This window comes from Bacillus cereus group sp. BfR-BA-01331 (assembly GCF_022663915.1).
In the GTDB taxonomy this organism is placed as follows: Bacteria; Bacillota; Bacilli; order Bacillales; family Bacillaceae_G; genus Bacillus_A; species Bacillus_A mycoides.
Window position 1 is genome coordinate 123,790 of the sequence record NZ_JAKUGJ010000007.1, and the last position, 19,836, is coordinate 143,625.

The window sequence follows — 19,836 nt, forward strand, 5'->3', positions numbered from 1 at the left end:
AAATTCCACATATATGGAGAGGAGTTTATTACACTATGCGCTACGTTATCGTAACAGGAACTTCACAAGGTTTAGGTGAGGCAATCGCCGCGCAATTGTTAGAAGAAAACACGAGTATCATCTCTATTTCTAGAAGAGAAAATAAAGAGCTTACTAAACTCGCAGAACAATATAACAGCAAATGCATTTTCCATCCCTTAGATCTTCAAGATGTACATAATTTAGAAACTAACTTTAACGAAATCATTTCATCTATTAAAGAAGACAATGTATCTTCTATTCATTTAATTAATAATGCGGGTACAGTTGCACCTATGAAGCCGATTGAAAAAGCAGAAAGCGACCAATTCATTACGAACGTTCACATTAATTTACTTGCACCGATGATCCTTACTTCCGCTTTCATGAAACATACGAAAGACTGGAAAGTAGATAAACGCGTTATAAATATTTCATCTGGCGCAGGAAAAAATCCTTATTTCGGATGGGGAGCTTATTGTACAACGAAAGCCGGTGTAAATATGTTTACACAGTGCGTAGCTACTGAAGAAGTGGAGAAAGAATATCCTGTAAAAACTGTCGCTTTCGCACCTGGTGTTGTTGATACAAATATGCAAGCACAAATTCGTGAAACAAATAAGGAAGACTTTATTAACTTAGATCGATTCACCGCATTAAAAGAAGAAGGAAAGCTACTGTCACCTGAATATGTTGCGAAAGCTATTCGTAACTTACTAGAAACTGAGAATTTCCCGCAGGGTGAAGTAATTCGAATTGATGAATAACAAAGAGGCACGCTATAATAGCGTGCCTTTTCATTCTATTTCTCTAAAAATATGAGTACAGACTCCATCATCTTCTCATAACCAATCTCTTGATAAATTTTATTTGATGTTGGATTTGCCAGGTCCGTATATAATGTCGTTGTTTTGTAGCCTTCATCTAACATACGTTGACTAAGTGCAGCGATACAACTAGATGCGTACCCTTTTTTCCGAGCTTCTTTCGGTGTATATACGAAATTAACTGTTATATTGTTTGTAGTCGGTCTCGTTTTTGCAGCTACAGAAACAATCTTCCCGTCTACTTCTAAACCAAATAGACGATGATTAGTAATTAATGTATGAGCAGTTTGTTTCGCTTCTTCTTTCGTAGTAGGAAGCTTCACATCTTCGCAAAATTGATATATCCACTGCTCTATTAATGTTAGCTCATCACTACTTACTTCTCGAAAGATTCCATCTCCGTTCCACTTTTTCTTTACTTGTTTTAATTCATATATACCTTGCTCCATTGCAACATTAGTTTTCTTATTCTCTAACACTGCAATCTCTTCCGCTAATTTCTGTACGATTTTTTTATTACCAATCAATCCAGGAATATTTGGATATACTTTCGTTAACTCTTTTGCAAGTTCCTTAATAGCTACTGCCGAAATCTCAGACGTAGCAACAATTATTTGTTTCTTTTCTTCTGTTTGAAGAAATACAGCTGCAATTTCTTCCCCTTGTTTTGCTACTCCTATAAATATCGGTTCTTGGACCATTTGTAATACACCTAATATGAGATTATTTTCCTGCTCATTCTTCTCTAAAAATGGTGTAACCTCTTCTGCAAAATTAAGAATCTCTTCATATACATGTAATTGAATCATCGACAATCTCTTCTCTCTATTTATAGTTTCATTAAGTATTGGCGATTAATTCATTAAATCCCTCTTTTACGATTCAATAATATTCGAAGCTAACGTATTCAAATCATTTTCAGCTTGTAAAATTCTTTGTTTTTCCTTTTCAAATACCTCTTCTTCTTTTTGAAATGACTCTTTTCGATTTTTAATCATACGCTCCATCTCTTTTTTACTCGGTCCACCATATACATTTCTTTTTTGAATAAAAGCTTCTGGTGATATAATTTCTTTCCACTCTTCTTCTAATAAATTTACTTTCAAATTTTCTTGTAAGTATACATTTATGTCTTTGAAATTTAATTCATGTAATTCCTTTTTCTGCTCCAATGACATATTCGCAATCGCACTTGCTGCATGATGTGCATGCCGAAATGGTATTTCATAGTTTTTTGTTAAAACATCTGCGAAATCTGTAATCGTAATCGCGTGTTTATATGAACGATTTTTTAACGTTTCCTCTTCTACTTTCATCGTTCGAATAACTGCGTTCATAATACAAAAAACACGAATCGCCTTTTCGATTCCTTTATATAAATACGGCTGCAAGTCATCCTCCGTATCGACAATATCACCAAATGGTGTATTATGAATCATTTGAAATACAGTAAATGCTTCCCCTAAAGCACTACTCGTAATAGCACGGGCATGTTCTATTGAAACAGGATTTCGTTTTTGCGGCATAATACTACTTATTTGCACATATGGCTTCGCTACAGTAATCCCATCATATTCTTTCGTCGCTAATAGTAAAAAATCATGAATCCACCTACTCGTATTCGTCATAATTACCATTAGTAACGAGCTAACTTCTAATAAATAATCCGCTCCAGCAACAGCATCATATGAGTTCTCAATTACATTTGTAAACCCAAGTAACTGTGCCACTCGTTCTCGCTTAATTGGGAAGCTTGTTGTAGAAAGGGCAGCTGCCCCCATTGGAGAATGATTTAAAAGATGATACGCTTTTTTCATTCTTTCTAAATCTCGTTGCATCGTATCGTAAATTGCCAAAACATAATGACCAAATGTTGTCGGCTGCGCTGGTTGGGTATGTGTATACGCGGGCATAATTGTTTCCATATGTTCACCGGCGAGCTCCAGCATACTTTCTTGCAGCAATAAATGATGTTCCATTAACCGCAATACAAATTGCCGTAAACTCATGCGATACATCGTTACACCCATATCATTTCTACTTCTACCGATATGCATATTACTTACAAATTCACACTTTGCTTCTTGAGAAAGCAAATGTTCAACTAAGAAAAAAAGATCTTCATGCTGCTCCGTATATAATAATCTATCCTTGGGAATTGCCTCTACCTTTTTAAGTGCTGTTAGTATAACTTTAGCTTCTTCTCTTTTCATCAACTTTTCTTCAGTTAACATAATAATATGTGCCCTATGCACTTGAAACATATCTTTCAATAAATAATTGCGTTGAAAATCAAATACATGCTGTAATACACAATCCACATATGTTTTCCCAGGGAAATCAGCGCCTTCACTCTTTATAAACTCTTCTTTACTCTGTTTCATCACCTTTTCCCCTCTCACCTAAGTATTACTACCCATCATACCCAGGGATGGCAAAAAAGTGCTTGTACGTAAAAATAAACTCGGTGCTTATAGCACCGAGTTTATTTAATAAAAGTCGCATCATACTTATCACTTTGCAACACTTGGAAATGTAAATTTGCTAAGTGTTTACGTATTTCAGCACTGTCATCTTCATTTAAATTATTTGCTAAGAAAACAATTTCTGTACAGTTTCCGCGTTTATCCATTGCATAAACTGCTTTAGTTACCGTCCATGGTGTATAACCATTCTTTTGTCCAGCATGCCTGAATGTTTTACGATATTTCTTTGCGCTCATATCTGTTTCAACGATATTCGCCCACACTTTTTCTTCAGCTTCTGTAAGACCACCCTTATGATTTGCCTTTTGAAGCAATACCATATAATCATTTGCCGAAGCAGCAGGCAATCTATCCGACCAAATTTTGTCGTATCGTTCCTCTAAATAAAGAGGAATTTCCTTCTGTAATAATGGTCCCTTCTTTTTTAAGCGTTCATGAATAATCATGGCATACTCTCGATATTGCTCTTGGGACATTTCTTTTAACTTTTTCTCTATTTTATATTTTGGAACATGTAATTCTTTATGCAAATATCCTGGAATATATAATGATGAAACAATCGGAAATAGTGGTTGGTGTGCAGGGAGCGATAAGCTTTGTAAATTTCGATTAATGTTATCTAGCCCTAACAATTCCATTAAATATTCAGTATTTGCATTTGAACTGAACTTAACCATTCCTTTTGCAACTTCTTCTAAAGAAACCGCTCCTTCAGTTATCTTCCCTGTTTTTTGCAAATAATTTTGCCACCTGTCTTGTGCACCACCATCTGTATTTGGTACATAATAACGATTCACATCATTAATTGAGACGAAACTAGACGGATCACTTTTCCCTTCGGTAACTTGTTTCGTATATTCAAGCGCCACAATTAATTTCATCGTACTAGCAACTGGCAATACAACATTTGGATTTACAGAATAAACAACTTTATCATTTCTCTTTACTAGAAGCGCGCTATTTTTTTCATCTTTATGTTCTTCAATAAAGGATGCTATATATTCCGCATCATCATTATTTGAACTCCAAACTTTTTTCACTAAAAAGTTACCTGATATTAGCAAAACAAAAATACCCACAACCACTGCGCATACTATAGTTTTTTTCAAGTAAAATTCCTCTCCTATTGTGTAACTCTTCTCTATTTATCTTTTAAAAACAACATAATGGAGATGATTATTTAAATAATCATCTCCATTATTTTAACTTGTATGTTCCTATTATGTCTACGTCATAATTTTCACAAAATCCTCTAGAAACTTTTTATAATGTAAAGACCAGCCAATTTTAACCCAATTTTTCAACGCTTTTGCTTCAGGTTGCGGGCGAAAATCAGCGATACTTTCCCCTTTCGCAACTCCAATCGTATCTACATCAACACGACGATACACGTAATCTAAAAGAGATGGATTTGCCGCTACCATCATTGTAACAACGTCATGTACTGGACTACCTGTTATTTTGGGATTTAACTTTTTATAAGCTTTATAATAATACGTAAATATCGGTTCGATTAACTTATTAAAACTTGTTTTAGAGTTTTTCGTAATATATTTTACCATCTCTGGTGTAATAATTGCTTCGGATGTAACGTTAAGCGGCACTACTGTCACATTTTTTGCATTTTGCATAACTAATTGTGACGCAATAGGATCACCATGAAAATTCGCCTCTGCGACTGGTGTAACATTTCCAGGCATTAAGAACGCACCGCCCATTATATAATATTCTTTCACATACTTCATCATCGGTTTTTCTAAAATAAAAGCTGTTGCCAATGTTGTTGACCTACCAGCATCAACAATAATTAATTCTCCTTTATACTTTTCAAGAATATCGAAAAATGCACAAAAGGGTTTTATATTTGGTGAAAAAGCTTTTGGGGGTTTAATAGGTCCTAAGCCATCTACGCCGTGAATTTCTGGATAATACGTCACAAAATCACCAGACAAAGGTATTTTAGCACCATTAATAACAGGTATATCTTCCCTGCCAGCTATTTGCAATAAATACGCCGCATTACTCGTCGCCTTTTCCTGCGTTACATTCCCATATCCAGTTACTACTCCAACAATATCAATATCAGGATGCAATAATCCATACATAATTGCTAAAGAGTCATCAATTCCTGGGTCTCCTAAAAATAATATTTTTTTCATAGACCTCAACTCCATCCCATCAATTGTTATTACTTTATGAATACATGACGGAATACAGAATGAAAAAGATAAATTTTGTATAAACAAAAAACGTAGGAACTTCATATTAGAAATCCCTACGTTTTTCTATATTTTTATGCTACTTTTTTCATCGTAACCATACTACCAATTATATAAGAGATAAATGCAAAGCAAATCGGGAAAACAACTGTATGTATACCGAATGGATTAGGGTAGCAAAGGTGAATAAACATATAGGAACCTACTCCAACTAAAATAGATGCGAGAGCTCCAGTCGCATTTCCTTTTTTCCAATATAAACCTAACACAATCGGCCAAATGAACGCTGCTTCTAAACCACCGAAAGAAAATAAATTTAACCAAATTAAAAAGTCTGGTGGCTTAATAGCGGCAGCATATACGAGTAATCCTACGATACCAGTAATCAATAGGCTACCTTTCTTTATCGTACTATCCGCGGCATCTTTATTTATGTAGTTCACATATATATCTTTAATAATTGACGAACTTACAAGTAATAATAATGAGTTCACAGTAGACATTATCGCTGCCATTGGTGCAGCTAAGAAAACTCCAGCTAACCAAGGTGGCAACACTTCCATCGCGAGTAGCGGCATTACTTTATCTGGTACCGTTATGCCTGGAAGGACTACTCTTGCAAACACACCTGTTAAATGCATACCAATCATAATCGTACCAACGACAACCGTTCCAATGATTAATGCTTGGTGCATAGCTTTTGAATTTTTATAAGACATAGCACGCACACTAATTTGCGGTAATCCAACGACACCAATCCCAATTAAAATCCAAAATGATGTGACATATGATTTCGTTAAACTTCCATCCGCTCCGAACGGTGTTATTAGATTCGGATTAATTTGAATAAGTTCCTGCATAATCTTTTCAACTCCGCCACCAGCAATGACAGTAGCAATTAAAATGATTGTTGTTCCGACTAACATAATGATTCCTAATAACGTATCTGATAAAGCGACTGCACGAAATCCACCAATTAACACATACACAAGTACAGAAAATGTAAATAAAAATAGTGCCGTTGTGTAGGAAAGTCCTGTTAGCGACTCAATTAATCGTCCTCCGCCAACCCACTGGGCTACTGTTGCTGAGAACAAAAAGATTATAATACATAACGCAGAAAGAACAACTACCGCTTTATTATTGTATCTGCCCTTTAAATAATCAATAAGCGTAATTGCTTCCATCTTTCTAGCGATAATAGCAAATTTTTTACCAATAACCGTTAAAACGATATATCCTGTTACAACTTGAATCGCTGATAACAGCACCCATCCAAGACCCATATTGTAAGCAATACCAGGCCCGCCGATAAAGCTACTTGCACTACCGTACGTAGCAATCATCGTCATAGCTAATAATAAGCCACCAAGTTCACGCCCACCAAGAAAATATTCTTGTAAAAATTTATTATTAGCGGTTGCCTGTACACGTCTTGATGCATATACACCAATTAAAAACACAACGATAAAAGAAATTATCATTGGGATTATTACATACCAATTCATCTATCATTCCTCACTTTTTTCTTCCTCATCGAGTGAAATATCTTGAAATAAAAAACGAACAACTAAAATAAGCAAAATAACCATTACGATAAATCCAACGATACAGCTATAAAAAAACCATGCTGGAAAACCTAATACATATGTATATTCACTCGGATCCTTACTTCCAAGCCCATAAGCAAATCCATACCATATTATAAAATTAATAATAGCTAATCCAAGACCAATTAACGCTTCTCTATGGGCAACTCGAAAGCGCGGATCATCATGATAATTCTTCATTTTCCCCCTCCTCTCACGATGTATAATTGTACCATTGTTCTTCTAGTTTTTCCTACTAGAAAGCAAAAACAAGCAGGATTTTTTATAATCATATAGAAGAACCTCTTACATTACATATTTTTTACAATTGTAACACAAATGAAATTTGAATTTTCAGCATTTGTTAATTATGATTTAAATTAGAGGCTTTCCATCTAGTTCCTACATCCTTGATTTCGGAATAAACGCCGTCTCGTACTGCGTTTAAATTATATTTTCAAGGGGGTTATACAATGAGTCAACTAGCTGTAAATCTTCATGAAAAGGTAGAGAAATTTCTTCAAGGCACAAAGAAACTATATGTGAACGGAGCGTTCATTGAAAGCGCTTCCGGAAAAACATTTAAAACTCCTAACCCAGCAACTGGTGAAACACTCGCTATCGTTGCTGAAGCTGGTCGCGAAGACATTCATAAAGCTGTGGTAGCTGCTCGAATGGCTTTCGATGAAGGTCCTTGGTCACGCATGAGCACTGCTGAACGCAGCCGTCTTATGTACAAGCTCGCTGATTTAATGGAAGAGCATAAAGAAGAGCTCGCACAGCTCGAAACGTTAGATAACGGAAAGCCAATCCGTGAAACAATGGCGGCAGACATACCACTTGCAATTGAGCATATGCGCTATTATGCTGGCTGGGCGACGAAAATTGTTGGTCAAACAATTCCTGTTTCCGGTGATTACTTTAACTATACACGCCATGAGGCTGTTGGTGTCGTCGGTCAAATTATCCCTTGGAACTTCCCACTTCTTATGGCAATGTGGAAAATGGGAGCTGCGCTTGCTACAGGATGTACAATCGTTTTAAAACCTGCAGAACAAACTCCACTATCCGCTCTATACTTAGCTGAATTAATTGAAGAAGCTGGATTCCCGAAAGGTGTTATTAATATCGTTCCTGGATTCGGTGAATCAGCTGGACAAGCACTTGTTAATCATCCACTCGTTGATAAAATTGCATTTACTGGCTCTACTCCAGTCGGTAAACAAATTATGCGACAAGCATCTGAATCATTGAAACGTGTTACTTTAGAGCTTGGCGGTAAATCACCGAACATTATTTTACCAGACGCCGACTTATCTCGCGCGATTCCTGGTGCACTTTCTGGTGTTATGTTTAACCAAGGACAAGTATGCTCTGCTGGATCACGCTTATTTATTCCAAAGAAAATGTATGATAATGTCATGGCTGATCTCGTCCTCTATTCTAAAAAACTAAATCAAGGTGTCGGTCTTAACCCTGAAACAACAATCGGTCCTCTCGTTTCCGAAGAACAACAAAAACGTGTAATGAGCTACATTGAAAAAGGGATTGAAGAAGGCGCTGAAGTACTTTGCGGAGGAAATAATCCATTCGATCAAGGCTACTTCGTTTCTCCTACAGTATTCGCTGACGTAAATGACGAAATGACGATCGCAAAAGAAGAAATTTTCGGTCCAGTTATTTCTGCAATACCTTTTAACGATATTGATGAAGTAATTGAACGTGCAAATAAATCACAATTCGGCTTAGCGGCTGGTGTATGGACAGAAAATGTTAAAACAGCACACTATGTTGCAAGTAAAGTACGTGCTGGTACTGTATGGGTAAACTGTTATAACGTCTTTGATGCAGCATCTCCATTTGGAGGATTTAAACAATCCGGTCTTGGCCGCGAAATGGGATCTTACGCGCTGAACAACTATACAGAAGTGAAGAGCGTTTGGATTAACTTAAATTAACGAGAAAGAACCTGACCTACTCGGTCAGGTTCTTTTCATTATGTATTCATTTACACTTGCAACCCACCGCTCACATTTAATACCTCTCCTGTAATGTAAGACGCATACTCTGATGCTAAAAAGGCAGCTGCGTTTGCAATATCTTCCGGCGTTCCGATTCTTCCAACTGGAATCGCTCCAACCATTTTCTCTTTTACTTTATCCGGTATTGTTTTTGTCATATCAGTATCCATAAATCCTGGACAAATCGCATTACACGTAATACCAAAACTCCCAACCTCTTTCGCTGCTGTTTTTGTTAAACCTACAACCCCTGCTTTTGTAGCCGCATAATTTGCTTGTCCAATATTTCCTTCCCTACTAATAGAAGAAATATTAATAATCCGCCCATACCCTTGTTGCCTCATATAAAGAAGCGCTGGCTGCATACAGTAAAAAACGCCAGTTAAGTTCACTTGTAATACTTGTTCCCAAGCTGATTTCTCCATCTTATGTAACATTGCATCTTTTGTAATTCCAGCGTTATTCACTAAAATATGTAATGTACCAAATTTTTGCACCGCATATTCAATTAACGACTTCGCTTCATTTTGATTACTCACATCACATCGATATAAACTCACATCATACCCTTCATCTGATAATTCACGTGTCGTTTCTTGTAGCTTCTCTTCATTTACATCACTAATTAATACTTTGGCCCCTAGTTTTGCAAAAACTCGTGCGATTTCTTTTCCAATCCCCTGCGCAGCACCCGTTACAACAGCTGTTTTCCCATTCAATGATTCCATCTCTATCCCCCATTTCTATTAGTTATATTGTATATTTCGGCTCTATGCTTTCCAAATCCTCTTTGTATAAAAAAGTCTATTTGTGTCAAACTAACTTTGCAACACCGCATAAAACACAAGGAGATTGTGTCGAATGAAAAAAAAGAATGTAAATCGAAACAAAGCTGCCGATGGCATTGATGTTGAGTTCGCTCGCGAACTCGCTGACCACAATGACTTAGAAGCAAACGCACGTGCAAATGCCGCTGATGCACGTCAAAAACGCCAATCAATAGAAAAATAAGGCACTACAACGTTCCTTATTCTTTTCAACAGGGACCTACTACCCATCAAAATAAACCGAGAGTATCTCTCGGTTTATTTTCTATATTTCTTTACGTAGTGCGCTAAAGCAAGTAACGGATATATATGCCCATAACTATGATAGCGAATATAAAAGCCCCCCGGTAACCCTGTACCAGTAGGATATTTTTCATTCATAGTAGACTGCGCAAGCAAATATGAAATTCCTTTTCGAATAATCGGTGTTTCTTGATCGTAGTAAGAAATGAGTGCATCAAGTGCCCACGCTGTTTGTGACGGCGTACTAAAAGGTAAAGAAATAAATTTTTTCTCTACACTACTTTGACAGGATTCTCCCCACCCTCCGTCTTCATGCTGCAAATGTTCGAGCCATGAAGCTGCTTTTTTCAACGATGGATGAGTAGAAGGCACTCCTAATGCACGTAAGCCTGTCATCGTTGCCCATGTCCCATATATATAACATATCCCCCATTTTCCATACCATGATCCATTCTGTTCCTGTACATCCATTAACCATTTGATAGCTTTCTTTTTTTGCTCTTCAAGCAATTCATTCGGTGCATACGTTCCGAATAATTCTAACACCCTACCTGTAATATCTGGTGTGGACGGATCGGTTATCATATCACTCGCATTTTCAATCGGCAAATTCGATAGTAACTTGCTCGTTACCCCTCGTTCAAAAGCTCCCCAGCCTCCATCATTGTTTTGCAATCCTTTTACCCATTCCACACCTCTTCCCCACGCATCATCTACTCTATCATTCCCTCTACTTCGCGCTAACGCTCTAAGGGCAGCTGTAGTATCGTCTATATCAGGGATCGTCGTATTAACATCTGAAAATCCCCAACCGCCAGCTACAAGTGATGATGCATGTACGCTCCAATCTACCTTTTTAGTTTGTTGTTTTTGCAATAAATACTCCGTCGCCCTTTGAATCATCTTATTTTCATTTGTAACTTTAGCTTCTTGCAAGGAATAGCTAAGTAAAGCGGTATCCCATACGGTAGAAGGAGAATTTTGCAAATGACTTCCTCTGTCCATCTTCCATATATAAGATTTTAATCCTGTCACAGCTTTCTTAATAATTGGAGACTGAATAGAGTGCCCTAATGCAAGCAAAGCATAAATCATATAAAACGTAGCACTGGCGTAACTATATAATGTTCCATTTTCATCTATACGCTCCTTCATAAAGCGCTCTACTTCTTCGTATCCTTTATGATGTAACGATAATGGATACGATATTACCTTTTTCACATCACCTAACAACGATTGAAACAGCGGAGACCGCTCCTCTCGAAACCATTGCCCACCCCCGCCTGCAATATGATTTAAATTTGGCAATAACTTTTTCTCTACACGGAATCTCTTATTCATACAAATCATCATCGGAATTAAATGTATACGCGCTGAGCTGCTTAGCCCAAATATACTGAGGGGGGAGTCATCTTGTAAAAATAAGATTGGCGTTGGAAAGTGAAAAAGCGCAGGAAATTCATATTCTCCATGTATCGCCAATAAAAATTTCGTCATAAAATGAGCATGAGAAACTCCCCCGTGTTCCTTAATAAACATTTCAGCTCGCCTCATATTCATATCTTCTTTCGAATATTTTTCCGAAGCAAGTAAAGCAGCATATGCTTGAATCGTCGCGGATAAATTCCCTCCCTTTTCATCTTCGTATAATTTCCAAGTCCCTTCATTTGTTTGAAGAGATACTAACCTTTTCACAAACGGTTCTATTTCGTCATTTCGCCCTAATAATTTGAGTAAAAAAATCATGTGACAATCCGTTAGCAAAGCTCCTTCAAAACAAAATTGCCACGTTCCGTCTTGCCTTTGCATCGTTTGAAGTGCAGTCGTTCTCCGCTCTATCTCCTCATGCACTTTGTCATATAGTAGCACACCGCTCACCCACCCTTTCTAAGTCCGTATACGATATTCGAAAACTCATCTAAATATGTATGAAAACAAAGAAAAGCAGAACGTGTATTACACACATTCTGCTTACAAACAATACCCAACCCCGACAACAATTCCTAATAGTGCACCAACAACAACTTGATACGGTGTATGTCCAACGAGCTCATTTAACTTTTTATATTCTGTTTGTCTACCATGAAAAAAATCATTCAATATTTTCGCTTGCTTACTTACCGCAAGCCTTACTCCTGAAGCATCGTACATAACAATAATGGCAAAAATAGCGGCAACCGCAAATATTGGACTCTCCACACCTTCCACCACTCCGACACCTGTAGCAAGTGCAGTAACAGTCGAAGCATGCGAACTTGGCATTCCACCTGAAGCAAAGAACTTAGCAAAATCAAACTCGCCTGTTTTTATTAATTTAAAAACGACTTTCGTTAACTGTGCTAAAAACCAAGAAATTATAGCTGCTATAAGTGGATCATTATGTAAAATTGTTTCCATGTTTTTCAGCTCCTCACTGACTATAATGGAATTTCTATATAATATAAGTATAAAGAAAAATGCGTAGAAAATACTACGCATTATGATACTTTTGCTGATTTATTTTTAATAAATTTTGGTTGCTTCTGTAGTAGAAACTTTGTTTTCGCCATTGAAAAGACAAATAAAGCAATCCATATACAGAAAAATGCAATCATATGAGTAGATGTGAAATGTTCACCAAAAACGAACACACCTAAAATTAAACTAATAGTCGGCGCGATATATTGTAAAAACCCTATCATATAGAGCGGAATAAGTTGTGCTCCTTTAGCAAAATAAAAGAGTGGTAACGCTGTAACAATACCTGCCCCTATTAAAAGAAACGTTGATATTGCCGAAATAGAACCGAACGAACCAAAGCCATGAACTCCTGTCATAAACAAATATATAAGTGCAAATGGCGTCACTAACATCGTTTCCATCGTAAGCCCAATTGTTGCATCATAATTTAATAATTTTTTCGTTAATCCATATAATCCAAATGAAAAAGCAAGTGAAAGAGAGACCCATGGAATTGATCCGAAACGTATCGTTAAAATAACAACGCCCAATCCAGCTAAACCAACCGCAACATATTGCCAAAAATTAAGCTTCTCTTTTAAAACAACTGTACCAAGTAAAATACTTATAAGTGGATTAATATAATACCCAAGACTTGCTTCGATTACATGGTTATGATTTACGGCCCATATGTATACAAACCAGTTTCCACTAATAAGTACCGAAGCAATTGTTAATGACATTAATAATTTAGGTCGTTTAAAAAGTGCCACTAACTCCCCACCAAACTGACGAAACCTCTTCGTTACTCCTAAAACTAACAACATAAAAACAAATGCCCAAACGATGCGATGCGCTAATATTTCATCTGCCGGTACTTCCTCCACCCATTTCCAATAAATCGGAAGGACTCCCCACATCGTATACGCACCTGCTGCATATATAATCCCCTGCTTTTGCTCTGCTGTTTGACTCCCCATCTTCCTTTTTCTCCTCTTCTCTTTTTTTCTTCATTATAAAGTCTCACATGCTTACTTTACCAATATTCAATCTGCATTTCTTTCGACATTCCTTTTGCAAATCCTTTATATGTATAAAAACACTCCTACTGTTATAATAACGAGCACTGGAATACCGAAGACAAATTTACTTTTATGTGTCTTATGATGAAACATATACATACCAATCCAAGCTCCAACCGCTCCTCCAGCTGCAGCTGATAAAAACAACGTACTTTCTGGCGTTCTCCACTGCTTTTTCTTCGCTTTTCGCTTATCAAGCCCCATCATACTAAATGCTATAACGTTAATAATAATAAAGTATATCCATTTCATCTTATTCTCTCCCTTAAAAAATTCGCTTTATTGTAACACGAAAAAACCACGCAGGCGAGTAGCCTGCATGGTTTTATAATTCAGTCTCTTGATTTTCTTGTTCTTTCTGTTCTTCCATTTGTTGTTCAGCGATTTCCGCTGAAATCATTCCATAATAAATTTCTGGATATAATCCAAATATTTGATATACACTTCCTAAAAACGGCATCGGAATCCCTCATTTCTAAAGTTGTATTGCCATTCTTAAGGATTCCCTTTTTACTCATTATACATTCGTTTTTGGCACTTCTTCTTCATCGGGAACATGTAATACATTTTGCCATTTTTTATAAGGTGCACTATTTGGATCCACATACCCTTTCGCATACGAACGATCCCACAATTGTTTCATAAACATCTCTTTCTCTTTCTTCGCAACCATATCTGCACCTGTTCCGTAATAGTTTTGGAAATACAGCTCAATTTCATCAAGGAATAGCCTTAACAAATCGTCAGATGTTTCTTCTAACGTCGGGTCATATTTTGCCTCACGGTCATACATTAAAATCATATCTAAAATATTATGAACATGCTCTTTACGGAGCCATCTTATATCTTGAGCGCCTAATACAAATGCATGTGTATATAAATGTCCACCTTGTATCATTGCCTTTTCTTGTTCTTCTTCAAATCGTGACAAGATGTTTTCATAAATAAACGGATTATGAAGCAATGCTCTGTGCAACTTATAACTTTCACTTGAAATATTTTTCCCCATCGACTGAATTAAAAAGCTACGGCCAACACCATTATATTGATACACGAACTGTCCATCAACAGCAACTAAGCTAATCCAGCGATACATATACGCGTACAGAAGAGCACGATTACATTTATCGTAATCTAACTTCGTTTGCGTTGCATTCAAGTCTGGCATAAAGGCTGGTAAGTGCCAATATTTATCTAAATGCGGCGTCAAACTAGATTTTTTACTATTTAATTTGTTCACGCGGCGATAATACGATTGAAAATAATCACCTTTATCGTTCATAAAGCCATTCGCAATATGTCCAGATGAAAGCTTAGGAAAATCTTGTAGCGATAATCCGTAATGAGCACGATAACAAATCACTTCAAATGGTGAAAACGCCTCGTTTACCGTATCTTTTTCTTTAAACATTTCTTGCAATAACTCTTCTTGCAATTCTTGTTTTAAAGAAGGATGTACGCCCCAATATTGTAACTCTCTATGATGAGAAACTTTCGGAACGAACGGACTTGCTAAATGGAAAAGATCTTCAATTTTTTCACGAACGTATTCATCACGATCACGTTTCTTGAAATCTGCTTCTTTTCGCAATGCTTCAACGATATTAAGCTCTAGTTTGTCACGATAGCGCACTTGAAGTTCGTCATAACAATAACTCAATATATGTTCACGATAGAAGTCTTCCACCTTTTTCGACTGAATTTCTTCGGCTTTCGCATCACGACAATATTCCCCGTACAAGCTCATATAAATTTCGGACGATATATCTTTCGGTAATACACCTAAATTTAAATGTTGCTGCATATCTTGCCAAATCTTTTCTTGCAATTTCTCTTCAGCTAATACGTATACATTCGTCGGGTTCGTTTTCCCCTCAAATTCCTTGCTTCGCTTTTGGATTTCAAACAATAAATTTTCACGTGTTTCGTATAAATTATCAAAGAATCTTTCCCAATATTGAATCATTTTATCAACTGCTTGGTATAGCGATTGATACACGAGTTCTAACAACATTTCTTTACGATACTCACTTAATTTGTGTACGTACTGCGTTACAATATCTTCAAATTCTTTTTTAAACAAACGCTGCTGATTATTAATCATTTTTCCAAACCAGCCTTGTTGCTGCGCAATTTCAACGCGGCGAACAGCCGTTACAGTTCCATCAATATTACTCACATTAAATTTCTTATCGTAGTTTTGAATTAAATTACGCTTTTGTTCATTATTTTCATGTAGTCGATTCATCTTCTCTACTAACTGCTTACGAATTTCATACAGCATAAAACGTGCTGCAACTGGATGAACTGGATCCGTTTTCTTTAAAAACCATGTATTTAATTGGTAAGACTGTCCTTCTGAGCCACTCGGTGTAAAGCGGTCTGATTCGATCATGTCATATAAAAGGGTAGTAACATGCTCATGTACACGGCTCGGAATGGCATAAGCATATAAACGAACCGCATGATCAACTCTCGCTACTTCCCCCTTCATTTGTTCCATCATTTTAAGCTTCGCAGCCGATATTTTGCACTCATGCTGCAGGCGGTTTAATTCCTCATCTTTTTGCACTGTACGGTGTACGTAACTCTCTACAGCATCTAAAAACAATTTTGATTTTGCAACACCGAGCTTACCACCCTCTGCCCCTTCACGTGTTTCATGGTACATTTGTCTATAAAAAATATGAGCTTGTTCTGGCCGAGTAGCAAGATGCTCTAAGTCTTCTAAATAACTTTTCCCGCGCTCTGGCTTTTCACGCTGCATACCACGTTTGACATCTTGGTCGTATCTTTGCTTTTTTTCTTGAAACAGTTGATCTAAATGAAGCCAAGATTCATCTAAACCTTGCACCGCCCATTTTAAAGCACAGTATTTCAAAACGTGCTCATACGGATAAATAAGTTTTGCCGTTCCTGCTCCGCAATATCTCCCTTTCCCACTCGATTCTGCCAATTGCTGAATTTGATTATCTTCTTGGGCAAAATGATTTGCAGACATTGGACTAAATAACTGTAAATAAATCGTATTTGCCATTTGCTCCATATAATCCGATAAATTGTGCAAATGGTGCCCATGTAAATTTTCATAATCATATAAGAAACAATAATTGTACGGTAAATGATGCTGCTTTATCGTATGGTTTGTTCTTCCATCTTCATCCACTTGATCAGGACGATATTCTAATTCAATCGTTACGCCGCCTCGTTTGGATAATTCACCAGTCGATCCAAGCGTAATAGCGTGCAACTCTTTTAACGATGCATAACCATTCGCTTGCACAGTTTCAAACTCTTTCGCACTAACCGTTCTCGTCTTAACTAAAACATCTGGCATTAAAAACGCACCGCGAATTAAAATGTTATGATGCTGCAATTTCTTCCGGAGCATCTCACGCAAATATAATGCGATTTGTAAAAACATCCCTGAACCTGTTCCGCCAGCTAGTGACGTTACAATAATGACACGTACACCATATTCGGTCTGATCACTTGTAACTGGAAAAATCTTCTCGATTTCTTGCCAAAACGATGTGAGTTTATCTTCTTTCATCGCAGCACGTAACGCTAACCGTGAAATGACGCGTAACTGTCCAGCCCCTTCTGTTAACGGTTTATCGAGTATAGTCGGGTCCATCGGAAACCACTCTGGAATCGTTGGATCTCCCGCAATATACTCTCTCGGTGTTTTACTCGAGCTCGTTTGCGTCTTAAACTTCCGAATATGATCAAATTTACTCAATGTATTCACATCTGTATCAAATACATGCATCGCTACCTTTTTACGACGCTCCTCAGGTAATCTTTCATATATTTGATGTGTGACAGTACTACCGATTCCACCTAAGCCAATTAAAATTGTTGGAACTTGTAATGTCATGTGAACCACCTTCCTATTCTTGCTTGTTTGAAAAGAAGAATAAAGAGAGCCGGGCCTCCTCCGCCCCTCTTACACCCTATCTACTATTCACATTCGTACCGGTAAATCTCCTTACCATATCCTCTATCAATTACTAAAAGTTCATTTGGATACAACGTCTTGTGCTCCATTCCTACCTCTTCCTCTGTTATAAACATCCCATCAATAATCATCCCAACCACTTGCGATTCTTTTGCTACAAATATAGATTTCGATCCTTTTTTCGCTATTAATGTTACAGATTGCACCGTCTTTCTTTCTGCTCGGAATGGAATGCCAAAATAGTGCTTCCACCATTTATTTTTAAGTAACTCTGGTTCAGATTGATAAAGCCAATCTTTCGCTACTTCTTGATCCCATTCGTAATATAGTAATGCTTTCCGATGAAATCTCGGACGAACAATCCATCCTAAAATAATAATTCCTACTATTAAAAGTAATAAAGTAATAGGAATTACAAATTTAAAAACGAGCGCATACTTCTCAAAAAACGGCGCATTTTCAATGTGCAGTACAATCTTTTCCTTTACTTCTTGTAATTTTGAATCATTGATCGTGATGGTAGCCTCTACGGTGCCGGTATCTGTAAAATTGAATGTGTCGGAGTAATAAGGTCGAGGATAAACATAAACTTGACTACCATGCTGTTTTAATTCATAGTTGATCGATTGATTCGATGTGACACCAGTAGATTTTAATAGTTTCTTTACAGCCTCTTCTGTCATCGGTTTACCATTTAACTGGGGCTGTAAAATAAATGGTTTACTATTTTCTAAATTTGTTACCTTTTCTTCATAATCTTTCGTAACAGCTTGAAGTGTTAATTTTGGTTTTTCAGCTGGTTCAATCTTGAATTCTTTCGTCTGTCTATAAAATCCCTTTATATTCATATGGACTTTCCCGCGTACTAACTCTTTACCAACCTGTGTCTCGTAATAAAACACATGTCTTTTATCATCCCACTTCATCGGATACTGCTTTCCGTCTATTTCTACTTCTGCTTCGAAATAAGAAGTTTGAATTGGTAATTCAGTAGGTTTCGCTTCAATAACAGCTGTCACACCTTCATACATTTTTTCAAGCGTTTTTCTATCTTTATCATCTTTGTCGTACGTAGAAACAGTATAATTAAGCGCTGGTTCAACAAGTACTTGTAATCCCTCTTTCTCAATGTCCTGATCCACTTCTATCGTATATGTCCCTGGCTTAATCACTTCCTGGTTCGCTGTACTTACATGCACTATATTTCCGAATAATTTAGCTTCTCCTGGTGCATGTATAGAAAAAGAAGACTGCAATTGTAACGGTTTGGAAAGTTGCATAACTTTATAATTAGACAAAGAAGGTGATTGTCGTACAAGCGTCATACGCTTTAATGGAAATGGTGTTGTAATCTCTACTTTTTTCCCTACTATTTTCGTTTTGACAATCGACTCAACAGAAGAAAATGGATCACGATTTGCAACTAATGCTGCCACTTGATTCACACTTTGTACAATACCATCCTCACCGCTAGACGGCATGACAACTCCATTCATTTCTTTTTTCCAAATCTCTTTAAACGTATTTAACTGCTCTTTTTCTTGCTGCCCTAAATCCTCTTCCATCGTGATTAAGACTGGGTGTAAAGAGATCTTTTTAGAATCCATCTCTTTCTTAAACTGCGCTAACTTCTGTGTAATTTGTTCTTTTCCGCCAATCTTATCTTTCTCCAAATCATTAAATGCCCCGTCAGTTAATACAATAAGCCAAAATTCACGTTTCCCATCTATATCTGCTTCCTTCTCTATAGATTGCATCGCCGTTTCTACTGCGCTAAATGGAGTATTTAAATATGTTTTCCACGCGCCGATTCCATTAATTTCTGTTTGCCTTTGATCCTTTGTTAACGAAATGTTTAACGGATCATTTGGCTTACTCATTGGAACGTAAGAAAATTTATCTTTCTCATCTAATAGCGCAACTAAACTTTGCAAGGCGTAATTGGCATACTTCCAGCGATCGTTATTTCTCATGCTGCCCGAATCATCATATACAAGTGAAACGACCCTTTCCTTTGCCTCCTCTCCTTTTGCAAAAACTGAAAAAGGTAAACATATAAATAGAAACAACATGAACGTGGCACAAATTCGAATTTTCATGATGAGGCTTCGCCACCTTTGTAGA

The 19,836-nt window shown here is 36.9% G+C and carries 17 protein-coding genes; 3 read left to right on the top strand and 14 right to left on the bottom strand.

Annotated elements, in window-relative coordinates; all coding sequences use genetic code 11:
* Positions 1-35 precede the first annotated feature (35 nt).
* Entirely contained in the window at positions 36-785 is a 750-nt protein-coding gene (locus MR155_RS15110) for a (S)-benzoin forming benzil reductase (protein WP_002137669.1), read from the top strand.
* Between the two features lie 35 nt (positions 786-820).
* Here the strand turns inward: MR155_RS15110 and MR155_RS15115 are convergent, their stop codons facing one another.
* The 6 genes from MR155_RS15115 to MR155_RS15140 all read right to left on the bottom strand — a co-directional run bounded on the left by MR155_RS15115 (position 821) and on the right by MR155_RS15140 (position 7,340).
* Positions 821-1,654 carry a GNAT family N-acetyltransferase gene (locus MR155_RS15115; RefSeq protein ID WP_242310404.1) on the bottom strand — a complete coding sequence of 278 codons (834 nt, stop codon included), beginning with the start codon at positions 1,652-1,654 and terminating at the stop codon, positions 821-823.
* Positions 1,655-1,720: 66 nt separating this feature from the next.
* Positions 1,721-3,229: an argininosuccinate lyase gene (gene argH, locus MR155_RS15120; RefSeq protein ID WP_113936063.1), complete on the bottom strand. Its 1,509-nt coding sequence runs from the start codon at positions 3,227-3,229 to the stop codon at positions 1,721-1,723.
* Positions 3,230-3,330: 101 nt separating this feature from the next.
* Positions 3,331-4,440 (bottom strand): serine hydrolase, encoded by a 1,110-nt coding sequence (locus MR155_RS15125; RefSeq protein ID WP_242310406.1) that lies wholly within the window; start codon positions 4,438-4,440, stop codon positions 3,331-3,333.
* Positions 4,441-4,557: 117 nt separating this feature from the next.
* Positions 4,558-5,490: a nucleoside hydrolase gene (locus MR155_RS15130; protein WP_242310408.1), complete on the bottom strand. Its 933-nt coding sequence runs from the start codon at positions 5,488-5,490 to the stop codon at positions 4,558-4,560.
* Between the two features lie 134 nt (positions 5,491-5,624).
* Positions 5,625-7,058: a sodium/pantothenate symporter gene (gene panF / locus MR155_RS15135; RefSeq protein ID WP_002087740.1), complete on the bottom strand. Its 1,434-nt coding sequence runs from the start codon at positions 7,056-7,058 to the stop codon at positions 5,625-5,627.
* Positions 7,059-7,061: 3 nt separating this feature from the next.
* Positions 7,062-7,340: a YhdT family protein gene (locus MR155_RS15140; protein ID WP_002014357.1), complete on the bottom strand. Its 279-nt coding sequence runs from the start codon at positions 7,338-7,340 to the stop codon at positions 7,062-7,064.
* 272 nt (positions 7,341-7,612) lie between these two features.
* Between MR155_RS15140 and dhaS the strand changes: the two genes are divergently transcribed.
* Positions 7,613-9,097, top strand: a complete 1,485-nt coding sequence (dhaS, locus tag MR155_RS15145; protein WP_242310410.1) for an aldehyde dehydrogenase DhaS — start codon at positions 7,613-7,615, stop codon at positions 9,095-9,097.
* Positions 9,098-9,147: 50 nt separating this feature from the next.
* On the opposite strand, the gene fabG is transcribed toward dhaS, so the two are convergent.
* The gene (gene fabG / locus MR155_RS15150; RefSeq protein WP_219303279.1) at positions 9,148-9,888 is read right to left on the bottom strand and encodes a 3-oxoacyl-ACP reductase FabG; all 741 of its coding nucleotides are present in this window, start codon (positions 9,886-9,888) and stop codon (positions 9,148-9,150) included.
* A 133-nt stretch (positions 9,889-10,021) separates the two neighbouring features.
* On the opposite strand from fabG, the gene MR155_RS15155 reads away from it, so the two are divergent.
* Positions 10,022-10,171, top strand: a complete 150-nt coding sequence (locus MR155_RS15155; RefSeq protein ID WP_242310511.1) for a YfhD family protein — start codon at positions 10,022-10,024, stop codon at positions 10,169-10,171.
* Positions 10,172-10,245: 74 nt separating this feature from the next.
* On the opposite strand, the gene MR155_RS15160 is transcribed toward MR155_RS15155, so the two are convergent.
* The 7 genes from MR155_RS15160 to MR155_RS15190 all read right to left on the bottom strand — a co-directional run bounded on the left by MR155_RS15160 (position 10,246) and on the right by MR155_RS15190 (position 19,811).
* On the bottom strand, positions 10,246-12,099 hold the full coding sequence (locus MR155_RS15160) for a terpene cyclase/mutase family protein (RefSeq protein WP_242310412.1): 1,854 nt from the start codon (positions 12,097-12,099) through the stop codon (positions 10,246-10,248).
* A gap of 102 nt (positions 12,100-12,201) precedes the next feature.
* A complete protein-coding gene (locus MR155_RS15165) occupies positions 12,202-12,627 on the bottom strand; it encodes a divergent PAP2 family protein (protein WP_000447809.1) in 426 nt (141 codons plus the stop codon).
* A gap of 80 nt (positions 12,628-12,707) precedes the next feature.
* The gene (gene rarD / locus MR155_RS15170) at positions 12,708-13,649 is read right to left on the bottom strand and encodes an EamA family transporter RarD (protein WP_002014350.1); all 942 of its coding nucleotides are present in this window, start codon (positions 13,647-13,649) and stop codon (positions 12,708-12,710) included.
* Between the two features lie 105 nt (positions 13,650-13,754).
* Entirely contained in the window at positions 13,755-14,003 is a 249-nt protein-coding gene (locus tag MR155_RS15175; RefSeq protein ID WP_000871335.1) for a DUF1294 domain-containing protein, read from the bottom strand.
* Positions 14,004-14,076: 73 nt separating this feature from the next.
* Entirely contained in the window at positions 14,077-14,211 is a 135-nt protein-coding gene (locus MR155_RS15180; protein WP_002014348.1) for a hypothetical protein, read from the bottom strand.
* Positions 14,212-14,268: 57 nt separating this feature from the next.
* Positions 14,269-17,631: a tubulin-like doman-containing protein gene (locus MR155_RS15185; RefSeq protein WP_242310414.1), complete on the bottom strand. Its 3,363-nt coding sequence runs from the start codon at positions 17,629-17,631 to the stop codon at positions 14,269-14,271.
* 83 nt (positions 17,632-17,714) lie between these two features.
* Entirely contained in the window at positions 17,715-19,811 is a 2,097-nt protein-coding gene (locus MR155_RS15190) for a vWA domain-containing protein (protein WP_242310415.1), read from the bottom strand.
* Positions 19,812-19,836 lie beyond the last annotated feature (25 nt).